A 21,878-nucleotide genomic window follows, 5' to 3' on the forward strand; every position below is an offset into this window, starting at 1 on the left:
CATGGGGCTGATCACTGCCATCACTCGCCGTCTCGGACAGGCCGTTGTTCTGCTTTTCGTCATGTCGCTGATCGGATTCATCGGCATTCATAGTGTTGGAAACCCAGTATTCAACATCGTCAACATGGAGACTGCGACTGTCGAGGATATAAGGAACGCGACGATTGCGCTGGGTCTCGACCAACCACTTTGGCAACAGTATCTGATATTTGTAAAATCGCTTCTCACTGGTTCGTTTGGCACCTCCTACATCTATCATCTCCCGGCCTTCTCACTGGTTTTGACCAAGCTGCCAGCAACACTCGAACTGGCTTCTGCAGCAATGTTGATAGCGGCGCCTGGCGGTATCCTGCTTGGCCTCATTGCCGGGCGCAGACAGGGATCCCTGATTGACCGGATTATTCTGAGATCCAGTGTATTTGCAATCAGCGTTCCCGCTTTCTGGCTTAGCATGGTTCTGATTCTGGTCGGTGCGGTCATGATGGGATGGTTTCCGTCGGGCGGTCGCGGCGATACGACACGAATGTTCGGTGTCGAATGGAGTTTCCTGACAGCGAACGGTTTGAAACATCTGGTTCTACCCGCGCTTTCGCTGGCCATTCCAAACATCGCATTAATTGCCCGATTGGCCCGTGCAGGCACCGTGGAAGTGGAAAGTCACGATTTCATCCGGTTTTGCCGCGCAAAAGGCCTCTCATCTGGTCGGATTCTGTTTCGTCACACTCTTCCGAATATCAGTGTACCAATCGTGACGGTGATCGGCTTGCAGTTTGGCGCAATGCTAGCCTTTGCAGTGGTCGTGGAAACGATCTTTGCTTGGCCCGGCGTTGGAAAGCTGCTCATCGATTCAATCCAGCTTTTAGATCGCCCTGTCGTGATGGCAACGCTGACGTTCGTCTCCGTCACCTTCGTTGTGCTCAACGCGCTCGTCGATCTCTTTCACGCGTTCATTGATCCGCGCATACGCCATTCTTCACAAAGGTAGTTGCCATGAATGCCGAAACTCTTCGGAAATTTTGGAAGATCCCTTCCCTGCTTCCCATAACATCTTCGACGGTCATCTTCGCTGTCTTTGCCCTTCTCGCACTTGCGGCACCACTCATAGCACCGCAAAATCCCTATGATCCTCTTCAGATTTTCGCGTGGGAAGCCTCCTCTCGACCGGGAACGACCGGAAGTGGTGGTTATGTGTATTTCCTTGGTACCGACGGATTGGGGCGTGACATCACAAGCATGATTTTTTATGGGCTGCGCATCAGCCTCGCCGTTTCCCTCATCAGCACTGCGATAGCCGGTCTGATCGGACTGACTGCGGGGGTTACCGCGGCATATTTCGGAAACAGAGTTGATGCCATCATCATGCGGACGGTCGATTTGTTTCTAAGCCTTCCTTCGATGCTGATCGCGCTGATCGCGATTGTCGCACTGGGACCAGGCATCGACCGCATCATCCTCGCACTAATCATCGTCCAATGGGCAAATTATGCCCGGGTCGCACGCGCTGTTGCGCTGAGCGAACGTGGGAAATCGTATATCGACGCTGCGCATTTGCTGCGATTACCGACTTTCCGGGTGATTATTCGTCATCTGCTGCCAAACAGCATAGCACCCGCACTCACGCTTGTACCTATTGAGGTCGGACACGCGATCGCGCTTGAAGCCACCCTATCCTTTCTCGGTCTTGGCGTCCCTGTCGATCAACCATCTCTTGGTTCTGCTGTTGCGAATGGATTTCAGTATCTGATGACCGGCCAATACTGGATCAGCTTTTTCCCGGGGCTTGCCCTGTTTGGGCTGATCGCCAGCGTGAACTTCGTGGGAGAGGATATTCGTCGCAGATTTGATCCAAGGAGCAGCACACGATGACCGAAGATATGAGCACGAACGTTCTTGAGATCAGCAATCTCTCTTTACAGTATTTAACGACAAGTGGCCCCGTACCAATCCTGCACAATGTCAGCACGTCTCTCAGCAAAGGCCAGATTCTCGGCATTATCGGCGAATCCGGCGCGGGTAAGTCGACTTTAGGTAATGCTGTCATTGGATTGATGGGATCGCGGTTCAAGCAAACTTCCGGTTCGATCAGGTTTTCCGGACAAGAGTTGAAATGGACCAAAACGAACCCAGAGCGAGCGAGGGGTGGACGAATCTCGGCTATTTTTCAAGACCACACCGCATCTCTGGATCCGCTGATGAGCATAGGCGCTCAACTAGATGAAACAATTCGTCTGTATCACAGTGGACTCTCTCGTCGTGAGATCCGCGAACGCGGCATTGATATCCTCGAACGGGTTGGCATCCCACAAGCGGAGCGGCGATATGACGACTATCCGCACCAGTTCTCTGGCGGGCAACGGCAACGCATCGTAATCGCCATCGCGCTAGCAGGATCGCCGGAAATCATTATCGCTGATGAGCCAACCTCTGCGCTTGATGCAACCGTGCAAAAGCAGATTCTGTTGCTCCTGCGCAAACTCGTCGATGAAACTGGTGTGTCCATCATGCTGGTTACCCACGATATGGGCGTCATAGCCGAGATCGCCGACAAGGTTCTGGTTATGCGTCACGGGAAGGTTGTCGAACAAAACTCTACCCGCGCCATTCTCGACGCACCGCAGAATGAGTATACACGGAGATTGCTCGCGGCTGTTCCCCGTTTGCGTTTATCCGGCGGCCATTCGGGGTCCGATATGTCATGGTCGACAAATATATCTGATCGACGAGAAGCCGGAACAAATCCGGTTGCTGATATTCTTGTGGCGAGCAATATCTCTAAAAGCTTCCGCTTAGCGGGTCTCCCATGGCCTTTTTCACGAACTGCATCACAAAAAGCACTGGACCAAGTTTCAATTCGACTTCAGCGCGGCAGCGTTACAGGCATTGTTGGCGAAAGTGGTAGTGGAAAGACAACCATGGGTCGGATTATTGCCGGGCTCGAGACGGCGAGTGACGGCGAGATTGCAATCGACGGAGCAAAATTCGACGTCTCCAAGAATGGGCGAACGAGCCGAATCCTTGGACGAGTTCAGATGATCTTTCAGGATCCGTCGGTTTCGCTGAACCCACGCATGGCTATCGGCGATACACTTGAGGAGGCCGCTCGGTCGACAAACCGCCTCGCTGACCGGCGGACGACCGGTTCCGAGATCGGAAAGATGATGGACAGGATCGGCTTGGACAGAAATTTTCTGTCTCGTTACCCACACCAGCTTTCTGGTGGACAAAAGCAGCGTATCTGCATTGCACGCGCACTGCTCGCACGACCAGAGATTATCGTCGCCGACGAACCAACCTCAGCACTTGACGTATCGGTTCAAGCAGAGATCGTCGAGCTTCTGAAAGAACGGATTCTGGAAGATAATATATCGATGATCTTCATTTCGCATGATCTTGCCGTCGTTCAGGATCTATGCAGCCACATATACATCTTGAGGAACGGTCGCGTGGAAGATTGCGGTCCCTCAGCAACCGTATTTGCGCAATCGCAAAACGCTTACACACGCAGTTTGGTCGGGGCGCGATCCCGCCGGTTTATCCAATAAAAGCACACACCATCAGCCAAACGTGATCGGCTGTGAACGGGATGACGCAATGTCCACGTTCTTATGGCCAGTCACGCGCATGCCAAAAGGGAACTATCATGAGCAACAGCTTCACCATCGCAGTAACCGGCCAATCCCTCATCAAGCACGACACTCGCGGTACTTCCAATCCAGCGTTTCAGGAAGTCTGTGAAATAATGAAGAAAGCTGATCTGGCTTTCACCAATTTCGAAGGCACGATTGCCGGACGCTACGGTGGCTGGCCTTTGAAGGGGTCGTTTTTCGATTGCAGCCAGCCCGCCGTTCTGGACGCACTGCATGATATCGGATTTCAAGCTCTCTCACTTTCCAACAATCATGCGTTCGATCTGGGCCCCTCGGGCATACTTTCAACTTTGGAAGAAGTCGAGCAACGAGACTTCCTGCATGCTGGGATCGGTCGAAACTATCAAGAGGCTGCGAGACCCGGTCTGGGTTGGATAGGGCAACGCAAGATTGCCATCGTCGCCATGGATGGCGGCCCCGGCCCCGATTTTATGTATGCCGATGACGCCAGAGAGGAACGCCCGGAGCGTCCTGGAATCAACCGCTTGGGCATTTCCCAGCTAATCGATGTTGACGAAACGACGTTCAACGAACTCCGATCAGTGCGTGAAAAGGTCGGCTATACCCAACTAGCGCTGACTAATGACAGTCAACCCAACGACCCCCAGCCGGTTAACGAACTGGAGGAAGTCTGTATCGGGCGAACTGTTTTCCGACGCTCGGGAGATTTCAGGCGAAGTGTAAAGATCAACGATGGCGATCTCGCCGTGAACCTCCAAGCTATTTCCGATGCCACGGGTGAAGGGTGCCTGGTGATTGCCTATTTGCATCATCACCACTGGGCGACGGATTGGCTTGAGGTGCCAGATTGGGTCAGAAGCATCGCAAAAAAATGTGTCGATGCAGGCGCAGCGGCCTTTGTAAGCCATGGAGCGCCTGTGTTGCAGGGAATGGAAATCTATCGGAAAAGGCCGATCTTCTATAGCCTTGGTAACTTCATTTTTCACGTACCGTCAGAAGAAGGCACATGGCGCGCTCCGGAGGTCTGGGAGAGTGTCATAGGTGCATGTTCGTTTGACGATAATAATGACCTCACCGGGGCGATACTTCATCCGCTGATTATCGGTGGTGAGCAATCGTTGAGAGGTGCTACATTCGAGCAACGACTGGTGCCTGAACTGGCGAGAAAGCAAAACGCTGATCGAATCCTGCGCCAGTTCGCGGAGCGCTCTGCCGTCTTTGGGACCAGCGTTGAGATTTCCAGGGACTGCGCGCGTGTTCACGTGTGAACGATCCGCACTTTGGTAAGATTAGGCAGTCTCATAAGGATGGAAACCGCATAGTATGGATATCAACACTGAATTGACGGAGCGTTTTTTCCGATACATCGCGATCGCCAGTCAAAGCGACGCTACGTCATTACATTTGCCGTCCTCTCCTGGCCAATTGGAACTGGCGCGCCTACTGGCCCGGGAATTGATCCTCATGGGGGTTCACGATGTCATCGTCGATGAACAGGCCATCGTCACCGGTATACGGCGTGGCACTGTGCCTGATGCGCCACGCATCGGTTTTATCGCTCATCTCGATACCGCTGATGTGGGCCTGGAGGCGAGCATTCGTCCTCAGATCCATCGCTTCGCGGGTTCTGATCTCTGCCTTAACAAGGAAAAAGATATATGGCTCCGCGTTGACGAGAATCCGGAAATCAATCGATGGGTTGGACACGATGTCATCACAAGCGATGGAACGAGTGTACTCGGAGCCGACAACAAGGCTGCTATAGCCGTTATTATGACACTTCTGGCACGTCTGGATGAGTCAGGACGCTATGGCGATGTTGCAGTCGCCTTTGTGCCCGATGAGGAAATCGGCTTGAGAGGAGCCAAAGCGCTGGACCTGCGAAGGTTTTCCTGTGACTTCGCCTATACTATTGATTGTTGCGAACTTGGTGAGGTCGTCACCGAGAACTTCAATGCCGCTTCTTGCGAAATAACTTTTCACGGGATCAGCGCACACCCGATGTCCGCAAAGGGCAAACTTTTGAACCCTGTGCTCATGGCGCAGGATTTTATTGCGCAGTTCGATCGACTGGACACACCCGAGCATACGGAGGGAACGGAAGGATTTTACTGGATGTCGAATCTTGTTGCAAACGACAGCAAAGCAACACTGCAGGTTTTGATACGCGACTTCGACACCGTTTCATTTGAGGCTCGCAAGCAGAAGATCGCGACCATTCTAGACGCTATGAAACCAAGATTCCCCTCTGGCGAAATCGATTTCCGCATGAACGACGAATATCGAAATGTGGGTCCGTTTTTCTTACAGGATCCTCGAGCTATGAAATTGCTTCTAACGTCTCTCGATAGCACGAATGTGAAACCAAAACTCATTTCAATGCGTGGCGGAACCGATGGTGCAGTTATATCGGAGCGCGGTATTCCAACGCCCAATATGTTCACAGGCGCTTATAACTTCCATTCACGTTTTGAGTTCCTGCCGGTTCCAGCCTTTGTGAAATCGTACGAAGTGGCGGCGATGCTGTGCTATACTGCACCCAGCTTAAGGTGATCCCATGCACTGGAATGGAATGTTAGCCAAACAGACGCTTCAGCCCCTTCTAAGGGCTTGCGCGCCGCGAATGCGAATTGCTGTTGTTCGGTTCCTCCTGAAGCAAATCAGCGGGGGAAACTTCCAGAATATCGGCAAGTGTGGCGAGCATATCGATGGTCGGACTATAAATGCATCTCTCAAGAGAGCTTACATAGGTCCGATCAATACCAGCCTGATGCGCAAGCTTCTCCTGCGACAATCCCTTTGCGTGTCGCATCACTCTGAGGTTGCGCGCAAAAATTTCACGAATTTTCATATTCGCACTCATGCGCGGCGCGGTGCATTCATCTACGGAGTAAACTCGACAAACCGCCGATTGCGATAGGACCTGTGGTTACTCAGGACCATTGTCACAACCAAACATCCGACCTGTTCAGAGGTCGCTAAGCAGAGGATAAGGGGATGCGCGAAACGTACCGCATAGTTTCAGTATGTTCAGGCCCGGCGCGACTTCGTTCCCAGTGGCTGGATTGCCAAACGACGCACCATCAAAACGTCATCAATTTCTCTTCCCTCATGTATGAAGCCAGCCGGAATGCGGCCAGTTTCGCCAAAGCCTTCCCGCCGATAGAAGCTAATTGCCACAGGGTTCTCGACACTTACAGTCAGTTCCAGCTGTGTCACGCCAATATCCCAAGCAAATTTTGCAACCATGTCCAGAAGAGACTTCGCTAGTCCACTCCTACGGAAATCCTTGCGAAGATACACCATCGTGATCGACGCACGGTGAGAAGCCCGAGGCAATTTTTCCCGAACCAGGCCGAGAAGGCCTACCGGTGTAATGTCTTGAAAAATGGCAAACACCGGACTGTTCAATCGCTGCCGCCAGTCGTTGTCCGGCAATGCCGACCAATCACTGTATGCACTCGTAAATGAAGCAGGCTCACAAAGAAGTGCTTCCAGCCGCACACTCCGGAACGCCTGCCAGTCAACTGGTTCGAGGCGGCGGATCGTTGTCATGTGTTTAGTCATCGATCGGCCTCCGGATTTGACGTGGATAATCGAGTCCATTCGACGCGATATGACGATGCGCAGCCTTGCAATCAGAAGGGCAAGCGTGGCCAACTTTCGGATTTGGTCCGAACGCACAATCGGGCCCAAAGCTCGTCCTCTATAAATGAAGGCAGGTCCGCACTCGTTGAAATCAGATTATGGTTGTCGAATGCATTCAGTATCGAATACCTGGCCCGCGGGTCATCACACGTTGCTACGTAGTGTTCCCACGGGGACGTACAGGTAGGCGTAATTGTCCGATGCCCCCAAACACTCGGCATCCGGTCCGATCGAACGCTTCTTGCCAGGGCCTTATTGATGGGAGCCGCAGAGCGATCGAGCGCAGACAATAACGCGAAACGCATCAAAGGATAATAGACCACCTGCCGGCTACCCCCCAGTGCCCTCACACCGGGGAGTATGGCAATCACCAGAAAGACAAGAAAGAGACTTGGCACGATCTCGCCGGCTTCCAGAGCTTGTGCCAAAGAGTGGGAATCGAGGTGTAACTCGAATATTCCGGATTCATCGCGTAACCTGTCATTATCGAGCTTTAACCGCTTTATCTGCCCACCGCATATCCACCAGAAGAAATCCGTGCCGAACCTGAACCAACCCGCCCACGGACCATTATCGAGCTTACGCACCTCTTGCAGAAACGCTCCGACCATACTGGAGGCACCAAAGAAATGACGTGAGAGCCAAGAGTTTGGATCCAGAAGATGGTCAAGCAAAAGCAGGGCGACATCCGCATCGTCCAATTGCAGATATTTGATCTCGCGACCGAAGCAATATGGCCATAGTCGCTGGTTTGCTGCCTTAATTGCTTCCGCTGCAGAACGGAACTCGTCTTCAGGGAGAATGGATTTTAGCTGGTCAACTGAGGAGTGGGCGGCCTGGTCATTTGTGGGGCTCAACATAAAGCGGAAACGACCTTGGGAGCCACAGACACTGTTAGGTTCCATCTTGCTACGAGACAAGCCAAACACATTTATGTTCTGGCTATCGAGCCAAAGCCAGCCAGGACCTTTCTTAGCCTTCTCGATGAACTTAACCGTTGAGGCCGTATAATTAATATACCAGCACTCGGAGTGAGCTCTTAAACCTAACGTGGTAAACAGGTGCGTGAAAAAGGCATCCGGCTCGATAATGAGATGACAATGCGGCCCTGTTTGGAGCACCGGCCGGCGTCGAAGTTGACTTGCCAACATATGTGTTTCTGTCTCGCTATGCCCTAACTTCGACGCTCGCTTGCGAATAAAGGTGCAAAGCCGGCCAAATGCATCTTGCCTGACATCTAGCTCCGCCGTTCGAAACCCATCATGTAATGCAGCCGAATACGCTCCGACAGGACGTTGCCAATAATCCTCAACGAGAGGAACTACGGTATTGAGTCTCGTACGAATGTCAGATGGAAGTATCAATTCCTGTCGCTCCTCTGGCATACCGAACAGCTTTTGATGGTCAATGTCGTCGCTGCAATGATCGCGCAAAAACCATATCCTGCAAGGATGTGGGAAGGTGGGACTGCGTTGCCAACAATCCAGATCAGAACATAAATCAGCAACGCAGTCCCGGTTGCTATGGAATTGATAGCACCTTTCACGCGTCCGATAGTTGCAGTGCTTACAGACTGCTGGACCTGTACGTCCAAACTTATCCTGCTCAGATTGTAAATAGCGCCAAGCAGGACGAGAACGATTGCCACGGGGATGGGAATGGGGAATATCCAGAGCAGCACCAAGGCTGAACCTGAATAGAATAGTAATCCCGGCTGCCTTGACTGCGAAAACGTCGTCCCCACACCAAATGCCAGTACAAGAGATACAAGTATCCCACCGAAGGCCCACGCAGATTCAAACTTGCCAAATAGAATGGCATTACCATTCATCTCCTCAAGGACATAAACTGCGAGGAGAGTGTTGACCAATATTCCAACACCAAAGGAAAAACTATAGACCAGGGTGGGTGAAACCAGTTTGTATTTATTTAGATGAGTTATGGAGAAAGTGTACTTTAGTCGGCCATTGCCGCCTGACTCGATCGGACCCTTATAAAAGGACAAACTCGGTTTAGTCGCCAACAGTGTACCGGAGAGGATAAACGTGCAACTAATCAGCGATAATACCGCACCATAAGACAGGAAATGAAGTAGAATACCGGCCAGTCCTGCTCCAAGGAAAGTACCTGATTGCATCATCAGATATGATGCCGAATTTGTGGTGACTGCACTCCAGGGCAAACGTGGGATTATGGACTGCATGGCAGTCAGATACCCACGATCGGCAACGGAATAAAGTGCAATTGACAAAAATAGCACAGTCACTTCCATTTCCGCTACGATGGCGTAACCAGTTAGTGCAACAATGATAACCCGAACCGCATCCATACCTATCGCTAGATACCTCCGGTCCGCTATGTCGGCTAAAAAGCCGGATAATCCGCTAACCAAAAACTGCGAAAGGGTACTCACAAACAGCAGAAATGGCACAAGCCGCGCATTGTTTCCCCAGCTGAGAGCACACCATATGATGCAGACAAAATATGCGTTGCGTCCAATATTGGAAACAAGCATCCCAGCTAGAAAATGAACCATCATCGCGCGATTGCTTTTGCAGCCAAATCCGCTTTCCAGACTTCCCATCACGATTGCTTAGTGGGCCGACGAAATGTCGGCAGTATGGTGGAAAAACCAGTTAACGAACCTGGTAAGTCTTCATAGACGTATTCGTGCGGTATACAGGGCTCGCACATTCTTGCTGCGAGCTCCTTTAGATTGTCGGCATTGTTGCTCGCCGCAATTGTGTAGAAATTTCCGCTGTTCCAAGTGATGCAGGCCTGATTAAAATGCTCTCCAATTGTAAGAGCCATAGCCTCGAGAGTGACCTCATTTTCATTCATTCTTTTGAGTATTGTTTCTCTCTTCTTCTCCATTTCTAATGTAGAAAAATATCTCGACTTGTAACCATAGTCTTTCTGCAGCTCACGTTGAAGATATTCTTCTTGATTGTCTCGTTTGTGCTTCTCTACGAAAATAAAGATTCCATCCTTTCTCAAATATTGTTTTACAAACCCGATCTGCGCGGAACGATTTGCCGAATACATTTGAAAAGTCGTGTCTTCCAGTATCACGTCAAACTTTCCCGCCAGAGGTTTTAAAATGACATCTGTCGCAAGAAAAGAAGATGTTAACCGGTGGAAAGGACCCAGGAAGAAAGTCGAATATTGCGGTCGCCCAGCCCGATAGAAACTGGCCTTGTTCTCTTCGTTGGGACTACATGACAACGTCAAGATTGAGCCAGCCGCCAAACTGGACAACGTACGCGCAAAAGTACCCTCAGCGGCTCCAAGGACATAATATCCCACTTGACCAGCGGTTTGCGCCTTGCTTATTCCGTATTCCAGCAATGCGTCGCCAAGCCTGATTTCCTCTTCGAGGCGGTAAGGAATACTACTGAAATAATGGGGATCGAAATTACCCCATAATGTCTGATGTACTTTGGCGAACCGTGACAATTGACTATCAAATTGTAACAACCGGTGATCCACTACAGGGATCTTTTGAGGCGCTCCGGATCTGCCGCCCGCTGTTGCAGAAAAGAATGCGAACATTTCGTTGAGCCGGGGCGCCCTCTCGCATTCGTTCAGGAACTTTGATGGAGCTTTTGTCATAGTGTTTTCCTCCTCAACCCTTCGGCGGATGCCTGAACCACAGCCGTAACGGCTATCATGACAAAGTGAACGAACGTGTAGTCGACTTTTACAGAGCTGGTTGCGGCTCGAACCAGGACCAAACCACGGGCAATCAACGAGAGCAGACCAAGAGGGGTGGGCAACATTGACCTCCGCCCGTCTGTCGATGTCTGTAACAACGCAAGGATTAAACTTGCGTCTGTTGGCTGTTCAGCGAGAATGCCAACAAATGTGAGAGAGATAAATCCCGTGAAAGACTTCCCCGATTTCAGGGGGATTGACACAACGCTCATCAACCGAGCGGAGATATGAGCAAGAAACGGATGTTATTTGCCGTCAGTTCCAGAAGAGGGAATAGGCAACAGAAGTTCCGAATTTCTTCGGAAATCCCTAGAAAAAAGGAGGTGGGAATCCCGTATTAACCGCAGCTTCGTCCGATTTATAATATAATTTCATTCACTTTAATAATTATACTTCCTTGCGATTCAACACTATAATTTGATTTCTTATTTATACATTATTAAGAAATTTAATTCTGATTTTATGCTTCACTAATTCCTTTCGGCCGATCTGATCGCCGGTGTTTTCCTTGGGAGGGCTTCAATGGAGCAATATGAATCATCTTTACGCTATCACAATGTCGTTCAGCGTATAAGAACGGCTTCTAATGTTCATCAGGCACTAGTTGCAGTGCAAACCACATATGGCGTTGACTTTGCGACCTACCACCTTGCCCTGACGGTGGCGGACCTCGTCGACGCACCATATGTTCGTACCACTTATCCACCCACATGGGTTTCCCATTATCTCTTGAATGGACACGCGAAAATTGATCCTGTTCTTCGGGAGGGCGTTTTAAGACAAATACCGTACGATTGGCGCGAAGTTGATATCCCGATCGAGGCTCATGAATTTTTAATGGAAGCCCGAAAACACGGACTCGGAGCTAACGGCTATTCAATTCCCATCGTAGATAAAAAGCGGCGCGCGCTGTTCTCTTTGAATTCAAGTAAACCACCAGATCAATGGAACAAAATTGTAAACCAGTGTCGAAAGGAGTGGCAGGGAATTGGATCACATATCCACAAGAAGGCTATCTTTGAGATGCATGGCGAACACGATCCTGTACCGCAGCTCACCAAACGAGAGAAAGAGTGTCTTTATTGGACTGCACTGGGTAAAAATAGCAAGGATATTGCTGCAATACTCGAACTTTCCGAGCATACCTCGCAAACCTACCTGACTTCCGCGAGAAACAAGCTCGGCGCAACAACAATCGCCTCTGCCACGTCGCGTGCGATCCAGCTTCGTCTGATCAGTCCTTACAGCGATAGCAATACCTTAAATTTAGGGGGCTTTTCTCCGGAGATTTAACAGGCACACATCCAACTACATGCTGCTCTTTGTTAATCAATGGGGCAAGCATGTATCTCCTTGTTAAAGAACTCGAGTATCATAAGTACAGCGAATTGCTCGATCAGTCTTTTCGGCTCAGAAAGCGAATATTCGCAGACAAGCTCGGTTGGAGTGTTTCTGTTTCCGGGCCTTGGGAACGCGACCGTTATGACGATCTCAACCCAGCCTACCTTTTATGGTGCAATAACAACTCCACCCGGCTTTACGGCTGTGTGCGGCTGATGCCGACAACGGGACCAACACTTCTCTATGACGTTTTCCGCGACACATTCCCCGATGCCTACAATCTGATAGCTCCCGGGATTTGGGAAGGCACACGCATGTGCATCGACGACGAGGCAATCAGACACGATCTACCGGACCTGAGCCTTGGTGATGCCTTTTCGCTTCTGCTGCTCGCTCTCTGCGAAGTGGCACTGGACAATGGCATCGATACGCTCATTTCCAACTACGAACCTCATATGAGACGAATTTACAGTCGCGCCGGCGCTTCGTTTGAAGAACTTGGCCGGGCGGAGGGTTTTGGGCGTTTTTCGGTATGCTGTGGCGTATTCGAAGTTTCGTTGCGAGTGCTCTTGAAGATGCGTCAGAAAATCAAACTCACAAAGCCACTGTGCAGAAGCCCAAAACTTAACAGCCCGAGAATGCCCGCCTTGTTTAACTTGGCGCCGGCACCGCTCATATCCAAGTCTGGCTGGCAGCAGCTGATGGAGTAATTGCCATGTATCCGCATGTCGGAGAAGCATTCATCCCGGTCGGGCGCGCATCGTATTTGTCAGAGAGACTCTACACGAAAATAGCAAAATTTTGCCAATCTGCCAGTTTCGAAGGGTCCGAGACGTTTATAGAATTCGAAGACGGGTGCGTAATTATCCAATCGACAATCGAGGGGTTAAGCCTCCTTATTTTCGCCGTCGATTTTTTAACCTTCAATGGCATTCGTACACTCGTTGAAGGCGGCCTGCCAAAGGTTGTATTCCGTTCAGTCGAGTCGGTGGAATGGCTCTGAGAAAATGTAAACCCGCAGACGCAGCAGTCACGGTAAAGATGTGTCGGATCGTCGGAACAAATTATGTATCCTTGAAAGCCTGGAACGGGGAGCCGCATTTTGACATCACATGTTTTGGCTCAAAAGCCCTGCGTCGTCCGCGGAGAATTAGTAACGATGTACCGGTATCGGTTAGATCCGCCATTGTCAGCTTGTTGCGTAGACTCAGAAATCGCTGGTGTGCTAGTTTCCTCCGCTCATGTTCCCAGCCGCGCTCGCCTTTCACGGCTTAGATATTGGCTGAAATCCTTAGGAGATCCCGCGCCAACTAAGCTGCTCCAGGCTTATCGCACGCTGATCCAAGCCAATCTGGTATTCTTTTCAAATTCTACTTGGCTTAGTAGTCCTGTGTGGAATGCAGGCATTTGCGATGTAGAGGCACTCAATGTCGACGCACGCTTTTGCCTTGCAACGTCGATAGAGCAGCTTACTTCAAAAAGAGGCTTGGATAGCCTACGCATAGAAATTTTGTCGTCTAATTCCAATCTGCTTCGGGATCTCACTGTTGAGCTGCAAAGTCGTCCATTGAACTTGAAATGCGGTTAGGTGCAAATTGGAGCAGGAAGGAAGTTAAGCGAGGGCATTATCTGCTGATGTGTTAGCTACTGTCGACGTCATATTCGGGAAGCTTCGCATTACTGAAGTGGTCGCGCGTGACTTCCGCGACAAACTGTCAAGTGTAAACGCCCCGTCAGTCGCGCCATATCACCGAGAGGGGCTTTAGCTGATTTAGCTCTGATTGCCCGCAGCGTTCGTTCAGAGTGATTTGCGAACAGCTTCGATGACGATCTCTTTCCGAGTATTCGCCTGGAATAAGGACTACTGCTCACCCTATCTGATCCTCTGCTGTTGGTTATCTGTTGATACTTTTGATGCGGGGAAGTGGCTGCCTCTGACGCTCAGCCATAATCTCCTGCGTACGATCGGCGCGGACCGCCAGTTGCACCACTTTCAGCTTCGGTTGCATGGCTTCGAAGACCTTGCGCTGTGCTGTTGGGACGCGATTGATGACAGCCTGATCGCCGCGTGCGATGGCGCCCGGCCCGAAACGGGCGTCGAGCGCCTTGCTGACTGCCGCGAATTCCGCCCTCACCGCGGCGTCGACCGAGCGCACGAGCGGCGTGATGTCCTTTGGAGATTTTCCGGCCGCGGCCAAGAGGCGAATGAGTTCGGCTTCCGCACGTCGTGACAGTCCGGGAACCGGCACGTTCATACGGTTCCTGTCCGCCTCGACCGCCGCCTTCTCAGCAACGAAGACGCTGCGCCAGGCCTGCCCCAAAGAGCGAATACGCGCGACGGCTGCGTCCAGCCCATGCTCCGCCTCCTTGCGTTCCTTTCCAGACGCCAGAAGCCGGTCCATAATCCGGTCGGAACCGCGCAGCGCGCCATAAGCGGACGGTTCGTTGGCGACGGCCCGGGCAATACGGTCGGGGTCGATACCTTTGGTGACCAGGTCCTCGATGGTTGCCAGCGTGGTCGACGGATCCCGCCAGATCCGCTGCGCCACATCGCCGAGCGCTGCCCGCTTCTGTCTGTAAAGAGCAGCCTCTGCCGTCCGCCGCCGTGCGTCGTCATCCACCGAGGTTTTGAACTCCGTCACGGCCTCGAGCATCGGCAATGTGGGCGGCGCTGACATCTCCGGTGCCCGGGCCGGGTCATAGGCCGCAGGCGCCACGACACGGGACGGATCGCGCTTCTCGGCAAGATACTGCAGCTCGTTGAAACGTCGCACTGCCGCAAACAGTGTCACCAGTTTGTCCTGGTCGTCCCGCGGCATACCCTCCGGCATACGATCGACTATATGCTTTTGCGCGTACTGGTCGGCCTTGTCGGTGAAGGCGCTCCAGCCGAAGCGGGCCGTCAACGCCTCACCTACAGCCTTCATTTCCTGGACAAGGGACCGCTCTTCGGCGGCATAGGCAAAAGCGGTCTTGTACGCACTCTCCCCGCCCTTTTCGCGAACTGCCTCAATCTCCTTGAGCCGTTCCACAGCGTGTGGCGACAGTGCTGACACCGACACTGACATGGCAGACCGACGCGCATATTCGCGGTTCTCAAAATGACTCTGGTCGCGGCTGAAGCTCTCGCCATGACTGCGCACCAGGGGCCCAAGCTCGGCGACTGCCGCGACTGCGACTGCTCGCTCCTTGCGCGCAGCCTGCTCCTCGACGAGGCTGGCACCGCCACGCATGACGCCAAGCACTGACGGGTCACGCACGAGATCTTCGCCGAGGCGTCGAGGATCAACTTCAAATGCAGAGGCTCGTTCATTCAGCTCCACAAGCGCCGCCGTCGGGTCGCGGTAAATGCGCTCGAGAACTGGAAAAAGGATCGCCTCTCGTTCTTTCCATCGGGCTGACGCCCGATGCTCGGTGCGCGCATCGTTTTCCAGCGAATGTGCAAAATGCTCCTGTGGGGGAAGCATATAGCGTGACAGGCCTGGCGCGCCGGCGGCCTGCACGAATACGTTGGCTCGCGTGACCGCGTCGTCAACATACGAGACGCTGCGCTCCCGCTCGATCGCGAAACCGAGAGCGACGCTGGCGCGCTGCCAGAGTTCCGCCAGCCGATCACGCTGCGCGCCGATCCAAGACAGCCGCCGCCCGACCCCTTCTTCCATCCCGGCTGCGATATCGGCGGCATGGTCCATGCCCCGGCGTCGGGCAAAGTCGACAATCTGTGCCTGGTAGCCTGCCTCGCTTTCGTAATCGAGCGTCGTGGTCTTGGCGCCCGACCGCGACAGGCGTTCGACCAGTTGCTTGAACAATTGAGGACGATGGCTTTCCTGCTCGATACGATCCTGCCGCGCCGCCGCCGTCTCGATTTGTTTCGCGGTCCAGACGTTGCGTTCGACCTCACGTACCTCGAAAGTCTTCCTGCCAGTTTCGGGATCGATGATGGGCACGTGAACCTCGACGTTCTCCACGCCGTCCTTGCGCAAGGTCACCGTGTCGCCGAGCCCGATACCGCCGTCCTTGATGGCCTTTGGCAGGCTGACGCCCCAGACACGATGAATCGCATCGTCGTCGGTGCGCACATCGGCAAAGGGGCTAGCGGCGGAACCGGTGTCGCCCCGATAGTGCGCTTCCCCGAGCTCAACCAGTTCGCCCGTAACGCCTGCCGCATGATCAACCCTTGACCTGCCACCCCATTGCTGGCGAGGCGCGAAATCCTCTTGCCCCATATAGAGGTCCGCGCGATCCCGATGGCGCGACATGGCGACATAAGCGAGATGCTGATCCATAAGCCCTGTCGCGAGGACGAACGTGCGATCGACGGTCGCGCCCTGTGACTTGTGAACCGTCGCGGCGTAGCCGTGATCGACATTGCAATAAGTCTCCTGCCCGAATGTGACCTCGCGACCTGCGTCGAGCCTGACGGTCAGCAGCGTATCGCCGCGATCGCTCGTCGTGCGGACCATGGTTCCCAGCATGCCATTCTTCACATGCTGAATAGCGAGATGCTCGGCGCGCCGTTCGAAGAAGCGGGCATTCTCGAGGAAGATCAATCGGTCGCCGACGGCAAATTCCCGGACGCCGCGTTCCGTCTGGAAGGTACGCTCATCGTTCAACGCACCCTGCCCCGCCATGACGGTCCGGATCGCCTCGTTGAGCTTCCTGACGTCGTCATTGGTCTGCGCCAGAACGAGAAGCTCGGAACCGCTCAGTGTGCGGTTCTCACTTTCGGCTTTGGCCCGATAGTCCTCCCGCGCTTGTCCCCAATCCGTGACGATCTGTTCGATTGCGGCATCGCGCGTTTCGACTTCGACGACCCGGTCATGTTGTGCATAAGCGTCGAGCGCCTCTACTAACTTTCCGCGCGCGAAGAGACGCGAGGCGTTACGATCCCATTGTTCCTTCTGACGACGAATGCCGATCAGTTCAGCAAAGCCGACGCGCTCGACAATCGCCCGGAAGGCAGCACCGGCCTGGATCGGCTGGAGCTGCATCGGATCACCGACCAGAACGACTTTCGCCTCAGCGCTTTCGACTGCTTTGAGGACACGCGCCAACTGCTCTGACGAAACCATCCCCGCCTCATCGACAACGAGCACATCACCTTTTTGCAGCTGATCCTTTCCGTCCGCCCAGGCGCGTTCCCATGAGGCGATTGTGCGCGATCGGATACCGGAACTGCCTTCAAGGCCCTCTGCGGCCTTGCCCGCCAACGCTGCACCAATAACACGACGGCCATTCGCCTCCCAAGCAATTCGCGCCGCATCGAGAAGAGCCGATTTACCAGCACCGGCGAGGCCGACGACCGCCGCAATGCCGGTATCGCCAGTGACATGGCGAACAGCGTCGACCTGTTCCACGTCGAGCTTGAATGTCTTTGCAGGATCGCGACTTTCCACCAAGCGGATCGCGTCATCGAACTTTGCGGATGACACCTTGTAACCGGATCGCCGGAACAGCGCCGTCGCCGATTGCGCCATGTCGTATTCCGTGCGGAGCATGCTTCGCGTCGTGAAGACGGCAGTCTCGCTGGCCTTTGCCGTGTCGGGATCGATCCGCTGGGGCTTCAGCGTCACCAGATCCGGCGACGCCATCAGTTGCGCGCGGACATTGGCAAAGATCGTCGGATCGTCGACATAGCGATGCAGCGCTTTGGCGATTTCCCGCTCGTCGAATGTCGAGCGTTCGTTGCTGATCTGCTTGAGCAAAAGGCCGGGCTCGTCGGCAAGGCGATCGGCCATTTCCTGCCGACGCGCCAACGCCGCCGGCGCGAAATACATCTCCTGGCCTTTGCGCGCCAACGCAGCTTTCGCCGGCCCCAGATGTTGCTGAGCGATGCCGTCCAGACCTTGCTGGGCATAAGAGCGTCCGTCGAGGCGGATATCATGACCCGCTAGCGCGAGGTGCTTGTTGGCGGTTTCGGCCCAGGCGATCTTCCACGCCTTCATTGTTTCCTTGTCGCCCGCCCAGACCCGATAGACGATCTTGCCCTTCGGCCGGTCCGGCGTGACCACCCGCAACGGCTCGCCGTCGTCGCCGAGAACCGGCACCTTCTTGGCACCGAAGCCGTCGTCGGTCAGAGGCCGCAATGTGGTCATCAGATGGACATGCGGATTGCCTTGCCTGTCGTGATAGACCCAGTCCGCGACCATACCCTTGGAGGTGAGGTTCTCTCGCACGAACTCACGCACCAGAGCGATGTTCTCGGTCTTCGATAGTTCCTCAGGCAATGCGAAGATCAATTCCCGCGCAAGCTGCGCGTCCGCCCTCTTTTCGGACGTGTCGACGGCATTCCAGAGCACCTCGCTGGCGCGTGCGACCGTTTCACCATTGATCATTGTGCGCAGCCAGGCCGGCGTATCATCGGGCAGCGCCAGTTCCTCATGCACGAGTTCTGGCTTGCCACCCTCGTAGCGAAAGCTGAGGCCGGTCTGCTCTTCCTCCATCCTCGTACGGTGACGATAGGCGGCGGCCGAGACGACGCTTCGTCCCGCTCCCCGACCGATCACCTGTGCCCGTACAAACATTATCGCCATGCGACCCCGAGACCTTCCCTCAAGCACGTCGCGCCAGCGACGTATATTGCGCCCTCAAACCAATCGGACCGAAGGGCCGATGCCGCCTCAATCCGAATGGAGTGCTCCAACGTAGCATCTTTTACTATGCGTTTATATACTGTATAATTGCGATTACCATGAACGAGAAAAGAGAGTATTTTACCAATATGCGCGCCAGAACAACGCTTTCCGAGATCGATACGCAGATAGAGAGACTACGAGAAAAACGCCGATTATTGCTGGCCAAGGCCAATGAGCGATTTGCCCGCGCTGCCGCAAAGGCTGGTTTGGCGGAGCTGGAAATTCCGGACGCAGACCTCGACGATATCTTCGAGGAAATCGCTGCGCGATACCGGACGGGCGGCAAGGGGCCTTCCGGTGCATCTGCTTAAACGCCTCGATCAACGAACGACGGCTCTTGACCGAAGACGGCGGCGGACGATGTCGAATGAGCGCAGAAAAGACATGCGCGAGAAGATCGCACTTGGCGGGTTGATCGTAAGGGCCGGTCTTCGTGAGGCGGACCGCGCTTATCTGCTGGGCGTGCTGTTAGAAGCGGCGACGGTGGTAGCGGGATCGGGAGAGTAGGTGCGCCTGAAGACTGCGGGCGCTTTGGCGTTCCGGGATGCCCCCGCGGACATTGAGGATACGAGGTCGCCCAGAACGCCTACGTCTGAGAACGGCGACAAGGCGTCCGGCGAGTAAGCCCCATAGGAGAACCCGGATATGGCGGGGAAGATTAGATTAAGCGCGGCGGTTCTGTGGGCTATCGTACCGGTCGCGGTAAGTGCGATCACGGTAATGATCACATCACAGAGATGGCCAACGATGGCGGCCGGGATTTCTCCGGAATATGCATATTGGTTCCTCCGATCCGCGCCGATCCCCAATCTGCTCTTCGGCCCAATTGCCGGGTTGATTACGGTATTCGCTCTACCGCTGCATCGCCGTCGCCCGGTGGCGGTGACGAGTCTTCTTTGCTTCATGGGCATCGCCGGCTTTTACGCTATGCGCGAGTTTGCTCGCCTGTCCCCATCCGTAGAGAGCGGCACGGTGACATGGGACGAAGTGCTCTCCTATCTCGACTTTTTTGCGGTTATGGCCGCGGCAGTCGGTTTCGTCATCGTGGCGGTGTCGGCGCGGATATCGGTCGTGGTTGCGGATTCCGTCAAACGGGCCAAACGCGCAACCTTCGGCGATGCTGATTGGCTCTCCATGTCGGCGGCGGGAAAGCTGTTTCCGCCGGATGGCGAAATCGTCATTGGCGAGCGTTACCGTGTCGATAGAGAAACAATCCGCGACGTGCCATTCGATCCGATCAACCCTGAGACGTGGGGCAGCGGAGGCAGTGCGCCGCTATTGACCTATAAGCAGGACTTCGATTCCACGCATATGCTGTTCTTCGCCGGATCAGGCGGGTTCAAGACGACAAGCAATGTCGTGCCGACGGCGCTGCGTTACACCGGTCCGCTGATCTGCCTCGATCCCTCGACCGAAGTCGCGCCGATGGTTGTCGCGCATCGAACTGGCAAGCTCGGCCGCGAGTGCATGGTGCTCGATCCGACGAACCCGGTCGCGGGTTTCAACGTGCTCGACTGGATCGAAACCTCAAAACACAAGGAGGAGGATATCGTCGCGGTTGCGCATATGCTGCTTTCTGAAAGTGCGCGTTTCGAATCCTCGACCGGCAGTTACTTCCAGAACCAGGCGCACAATCTCCTGACCGGTCTGCTCGCCCATGTCGTGCTCTCTCCGGAGTATGAGGGGCGTCGCAATCTGCGCAGCTTGCGCCTGATCGTGTCCGAGCCGGAGCCCTCTGTTCTGGCTATGCTGCGCGAGATCCAGGAGTCTTCGGAGTCGGCCTTCATTCGCGAGACGCTCGGCGTTTTCACCAATATGACCGAGCAGACTTTCTCCGGCGTCTATTCGACCGCGTCGAAGGATACGCAATGGTTATCCCTCGACGATTACGCAGCGCTTGTGTGCGGCTGTTCGTTCAAGTCGAGCGATATCGTTGCAGGCGGGAAGGACGTATTCCTCAATATACCGGCGGCCATCCTGCGCTCCTATCCGGGGATCGGACGGTTGATCATCGGCTCGCTGATCAACGCGATGACGCAGGCCAATGGCGCTTTCAAGCGCCGCGCCCTCTTCATGCTCGATGAGGTTGACCTGCTAGGTTACATGCGAGTGTTGGAGGAGGCGCGCGACCGTGGCCGCAAATACGGAATCACGCTCATGCTGATGTACCAGTCAGTCGGCCAGCTCGAACGCCATTTTGGCAAGGACGGTTCCACGTCGTGGATCGATGGCTGCGCTTTTGCCTCCTATGCTGCTATCAAGGCGCTGGAAACTGCGCGCGACGTGTCGGCGCAATGCGGAGAAATGACCGTCGAGGTGGAGGGCAAATCCCGCAATGTCGGTTGGAGCAATTCCAACAGCAGCAATCGCAAATCGGAAAGTCTTAGTCTGCAACGCAGGCCCCTGATCATGCCGCATGAGATCACGCAGCAGATGCGCAAGGACGAGCAGATTGTCATCGTGCAGGGACACGATCCGATCCGCTGCGGGCGAGCAATCTACTTCCGGAGACAGGACATGGATTCCGATGCTAGCGCAAACAGATTCGTCAAGGCTGCCGGCTAAATCGTGGCCGATATCTGTCGAACGGATCCGCCGCGCCAGTGGGCGCGAACCAGTCGGGGAGGAGAATTCAGCCAACATCCCGAACGCCGTCGACAGGAAAAACCACCACAGCATGAGCGCGGTATGTGGCTTGAAGAACATGCCGAGCGAGAGGGTGAGTATGACGATCGCGGCGAGTACGAAAAAGCCTGTGAAGGCACTAGACCCACAGGCGGCGAAATAGAGCAGGTGCCATGCGGTGTAGCAGCCAGCGCGCCCGACCCTCTCAAGCGTATTGAACTGGAATTCTATGAGAACTGGCATCGGGTACAATTTTGACGACCGGTAGCGAAGGAATACCTTCAACGCCTGGGTCGGCTTTTGTAAA

At 54.1% G+C, this 21,878-nt stretch carries 17 protein-coding genes; 11 read left to right on the plus strand and 6 right to left on the minus strand.

The window, feature by feature from the left end:
- The first annotated feature begins 1 nt into the window (after window position 1).
- The 5 genes from RT142_RS09480 (at window position 2) to pepT (ending at window position 6,161) form a co-directional block, all read left to right on the plus strand.
- Complete coding sequence (locus RT142_RS09480) at window positions 2-985, plus strand: ABC transporter permease (protein ID WP_007881600.1); 984 nt, start codon at window positions 2-4, stop codon at window positions 983-985.
- 5 nt (window positions 986-990) lie between these two features.
- Window positions 991-1,866 (plus strand): ABC transporter permease, encoded by an 876-nt coding sequence (locus RT142_RS09485; RefSeq protein ID WP_007881606.1) that lies wholly within the window; start codon window positions 991-993, stop codon window positions 1,864-1,866.
- A complete protein-coding gene (locus RT142_RS09490) occupies window positions 1,863-3,542 on the plus strand; it encodes a dipeptide ABC transporter ATP-binding protein (RefSeq protein WP_007881607.1) in 1,680 nt (559 codons plus the stop codon). The genes RT142_RS09485 and RT142_RS09490 overlap by 4 nt, the downstream gene beginning before the upstream one ends.
- A gap of 98 nt (window positions 3,543-3,640) precedes the next feature.
- A complete protein-coding gene (locus RT142_RS09495) occupies window positions 3,641-4,876 on the plus strand; it encodes a CapA family protein (RefSeq protein WP_171380367.1) in 1,236 nt (411 codons plus the stop codon).
- A 55-nt stretch (window positions 4,877-4,931) separates the two neighbouring features.
- Window positions 4,932-6,161 (plus strand): peptidase T, encoded by a 1,230-nt coding sequence (pepT, locus tag RT142_RS09500; protein ID WP_039861237.1) that lies wholly within the window; start codon window positions 4,932-4,934, stop codon window positions 6,159-6,161.
- A 49-nt stretch (window positions 6,162-6,210) separates the two neighbouring features.
- Here pepT and RT142_RS09505 read toward each other — a convergent pair whose 3' ends face one another.
- The 5 genes from RT142_RS09505 to RT142_RS09525 form a co-directional block, all read right to left on the minus strand.
- On the minus strand, window positions 6,211-6,459 hold the full coding sequence (locus RT142_RS09505) for a helix-turn-helix domain-containing protein (protein ID WP_007881610.1): 249 nt from the start codon (window positions 6,457-6,459) through the stop codon (window positions 6,211-6,213).
- Window positions 6,460-6,638: 179 nt separating this feature from the next.
- Complete coding sequence (locus RT142_RS09510) at window positions 6,639-7,175, minus strand: GNAT family N-acetyltransferase (protein WP_235972537.1); 537 nt, start codon at window positions 7,173-7,175, stop codon at window positions 6,639-6,641.
- Between the two features lie 71 nt (window positions 7,176-7,246).
- Window positions 7,247-8,689: a hypothetical protein gene (locus RT142_RS09515; RefSeq protein ID WP_162699600.1), complete on the minus strand. Its 1,443-nt coding sequence runs from the start codon at window positions 8,687-8,689 to the stop codon at window positions 7,247-7,249.
- The gene (locus RT142_RS09520) at window positions 8,617-9,840 is read right to left on the minus strand and encodes an MFS transporter (protein ID WP_146112704.1); all 1,224 of its coding nucleotides are present in this window, start codon (window positions 9,838-9,840) and stop codon (window positions 8,617-8,619) included. Before RT142_RS09520 ends, RT142_RS09515 begins: the two co-directional genes overlap by 73 nt.
- Complete coding sequence (locus tag RT142_RS09525) at window positions 9,840-10,868, minus strand: class I SAM-dependent methyltransferase (RefSeq protein ID WP_171380365.1); 1,029 nt, start codon at window positions 10,866-10,868, stop codon at window positions 9,840-9,842. Before RT142_RS09525 ends, RT142_RS09520 begins: the two co-directional genes overlap by 1 nt.
- Before the next feature lie 624 nt (window positions 10,869-11,492).
- Between RT142_RS09525 and RT142_RS09530 the strand changes: the two genes are divergently transcribed.
- Both RT142_RS09530 and RT142_RS09535 read left to right on the plus strand, forming a co-directional pair.
- On the plus strand, window positions 11,493-12,263 hold the full coding sequence (locus RT142_RS09530) for a helix-turn-helix transcriptional regulator (RefSeq protein ID WP_007881627.1): 771 nt from the start codon (window positions 11,493-11,495) through the stop codon (window positions 12,261-12,263).
- A 50-nt stretch (window positions 12,264-12,313) separates the two neighbouring features.
- Complete coding sequence (locus tag RT142_RS09535) at window positions 12,314-13,021, plus strand: acyl-homoserine-lactone synthase (protein ID WP_112808267.1); 708 nt, start codon at window positions 12,314-12,316, stop codon at window positions 13,019-13,021.
- A 1,185-nt stretch (window positions 13,022-14,206) separates the two neighbouring features.
- Here the strand turns inward: RT142_RS09535 and traA are convergent.
- Window positions 14,207-18,844 carry a Ti-type conjugative transfer relaxase TraA gene (traA, locus tag RT142_RS09540; protein WP_313028445.1) on the minus strand — a complete coding sequence of 1,546 codons (4,638 nt, stop codon included), beginning with the start codon at window positions 18,842-18,844 and terminating at the stop codon, window positions 14,207-14,209.
- A gap of 158 nt (window positions 18,845-19,002) precedes the next feature.
- Here traA and RT142_RS09545 point away from each other — a divergent pair, with 158 nt between their 5' ends.
- From RT142_RS09545 to RT142_RS09560, 4 genes are all read left to right on the plus strand, one after another.
- Window positions 19,003-19,257, plus strand: coding sequence for a TraC family protein (locus RT142_RS09545; protein WP_312471494.1), 255 nt, complete (start codon window positions 19,003-19,005; stop codon window positions 19,255-19,257).
- 49 nt (window positions 19,258-19,306) lie between these two features.
- Complete coding sequence (locus RT142_RS09550; protein ID WP_409558576.1) at window positions 19,307-19,453, plus strand: conjugal transfer protein TraD; 147 nt, start codon at window positions 19,307-19,309, stop codon at window positions 19,451-19,453.
- 138 nt (window positions 19,454-19,591) lie between these two features.
- Entirely contained in the window at window positions 19,592-21,511 is a 1,920-nt protein-coding gene (gene traG, locus RT142_RS09555) for a Ti-type conjugative transfer system protein TraG (protein ID WP_171380363.1), read from the plus strand.
- Between the two features lie 3 nt (window positions 21,512-21,514).
- A complete protein-coding gene (locus RT142_RS09560; RefSeq protein ID WP_161624166.1) occupies window positions 21,515-21,829 on the plus strand; it encodes a hypothetical protein in 315 nt (104 codons plus the stop codon).
- The last annotated feature ends 49 nt before the right edge of the window (window positions 21,830-21,878 follow it).

The sequence above is a fragment of the Brucella sp. genome (genome assembly GCF_032066345.1).
Taxonomy (GTDB): domain Bacteria; phylum Pseudomonadota; class Alphaproteobacteria; order Rhizobiales; family Rhizobiaceae; genus Brucella; species Brucella pseudogrignonensis.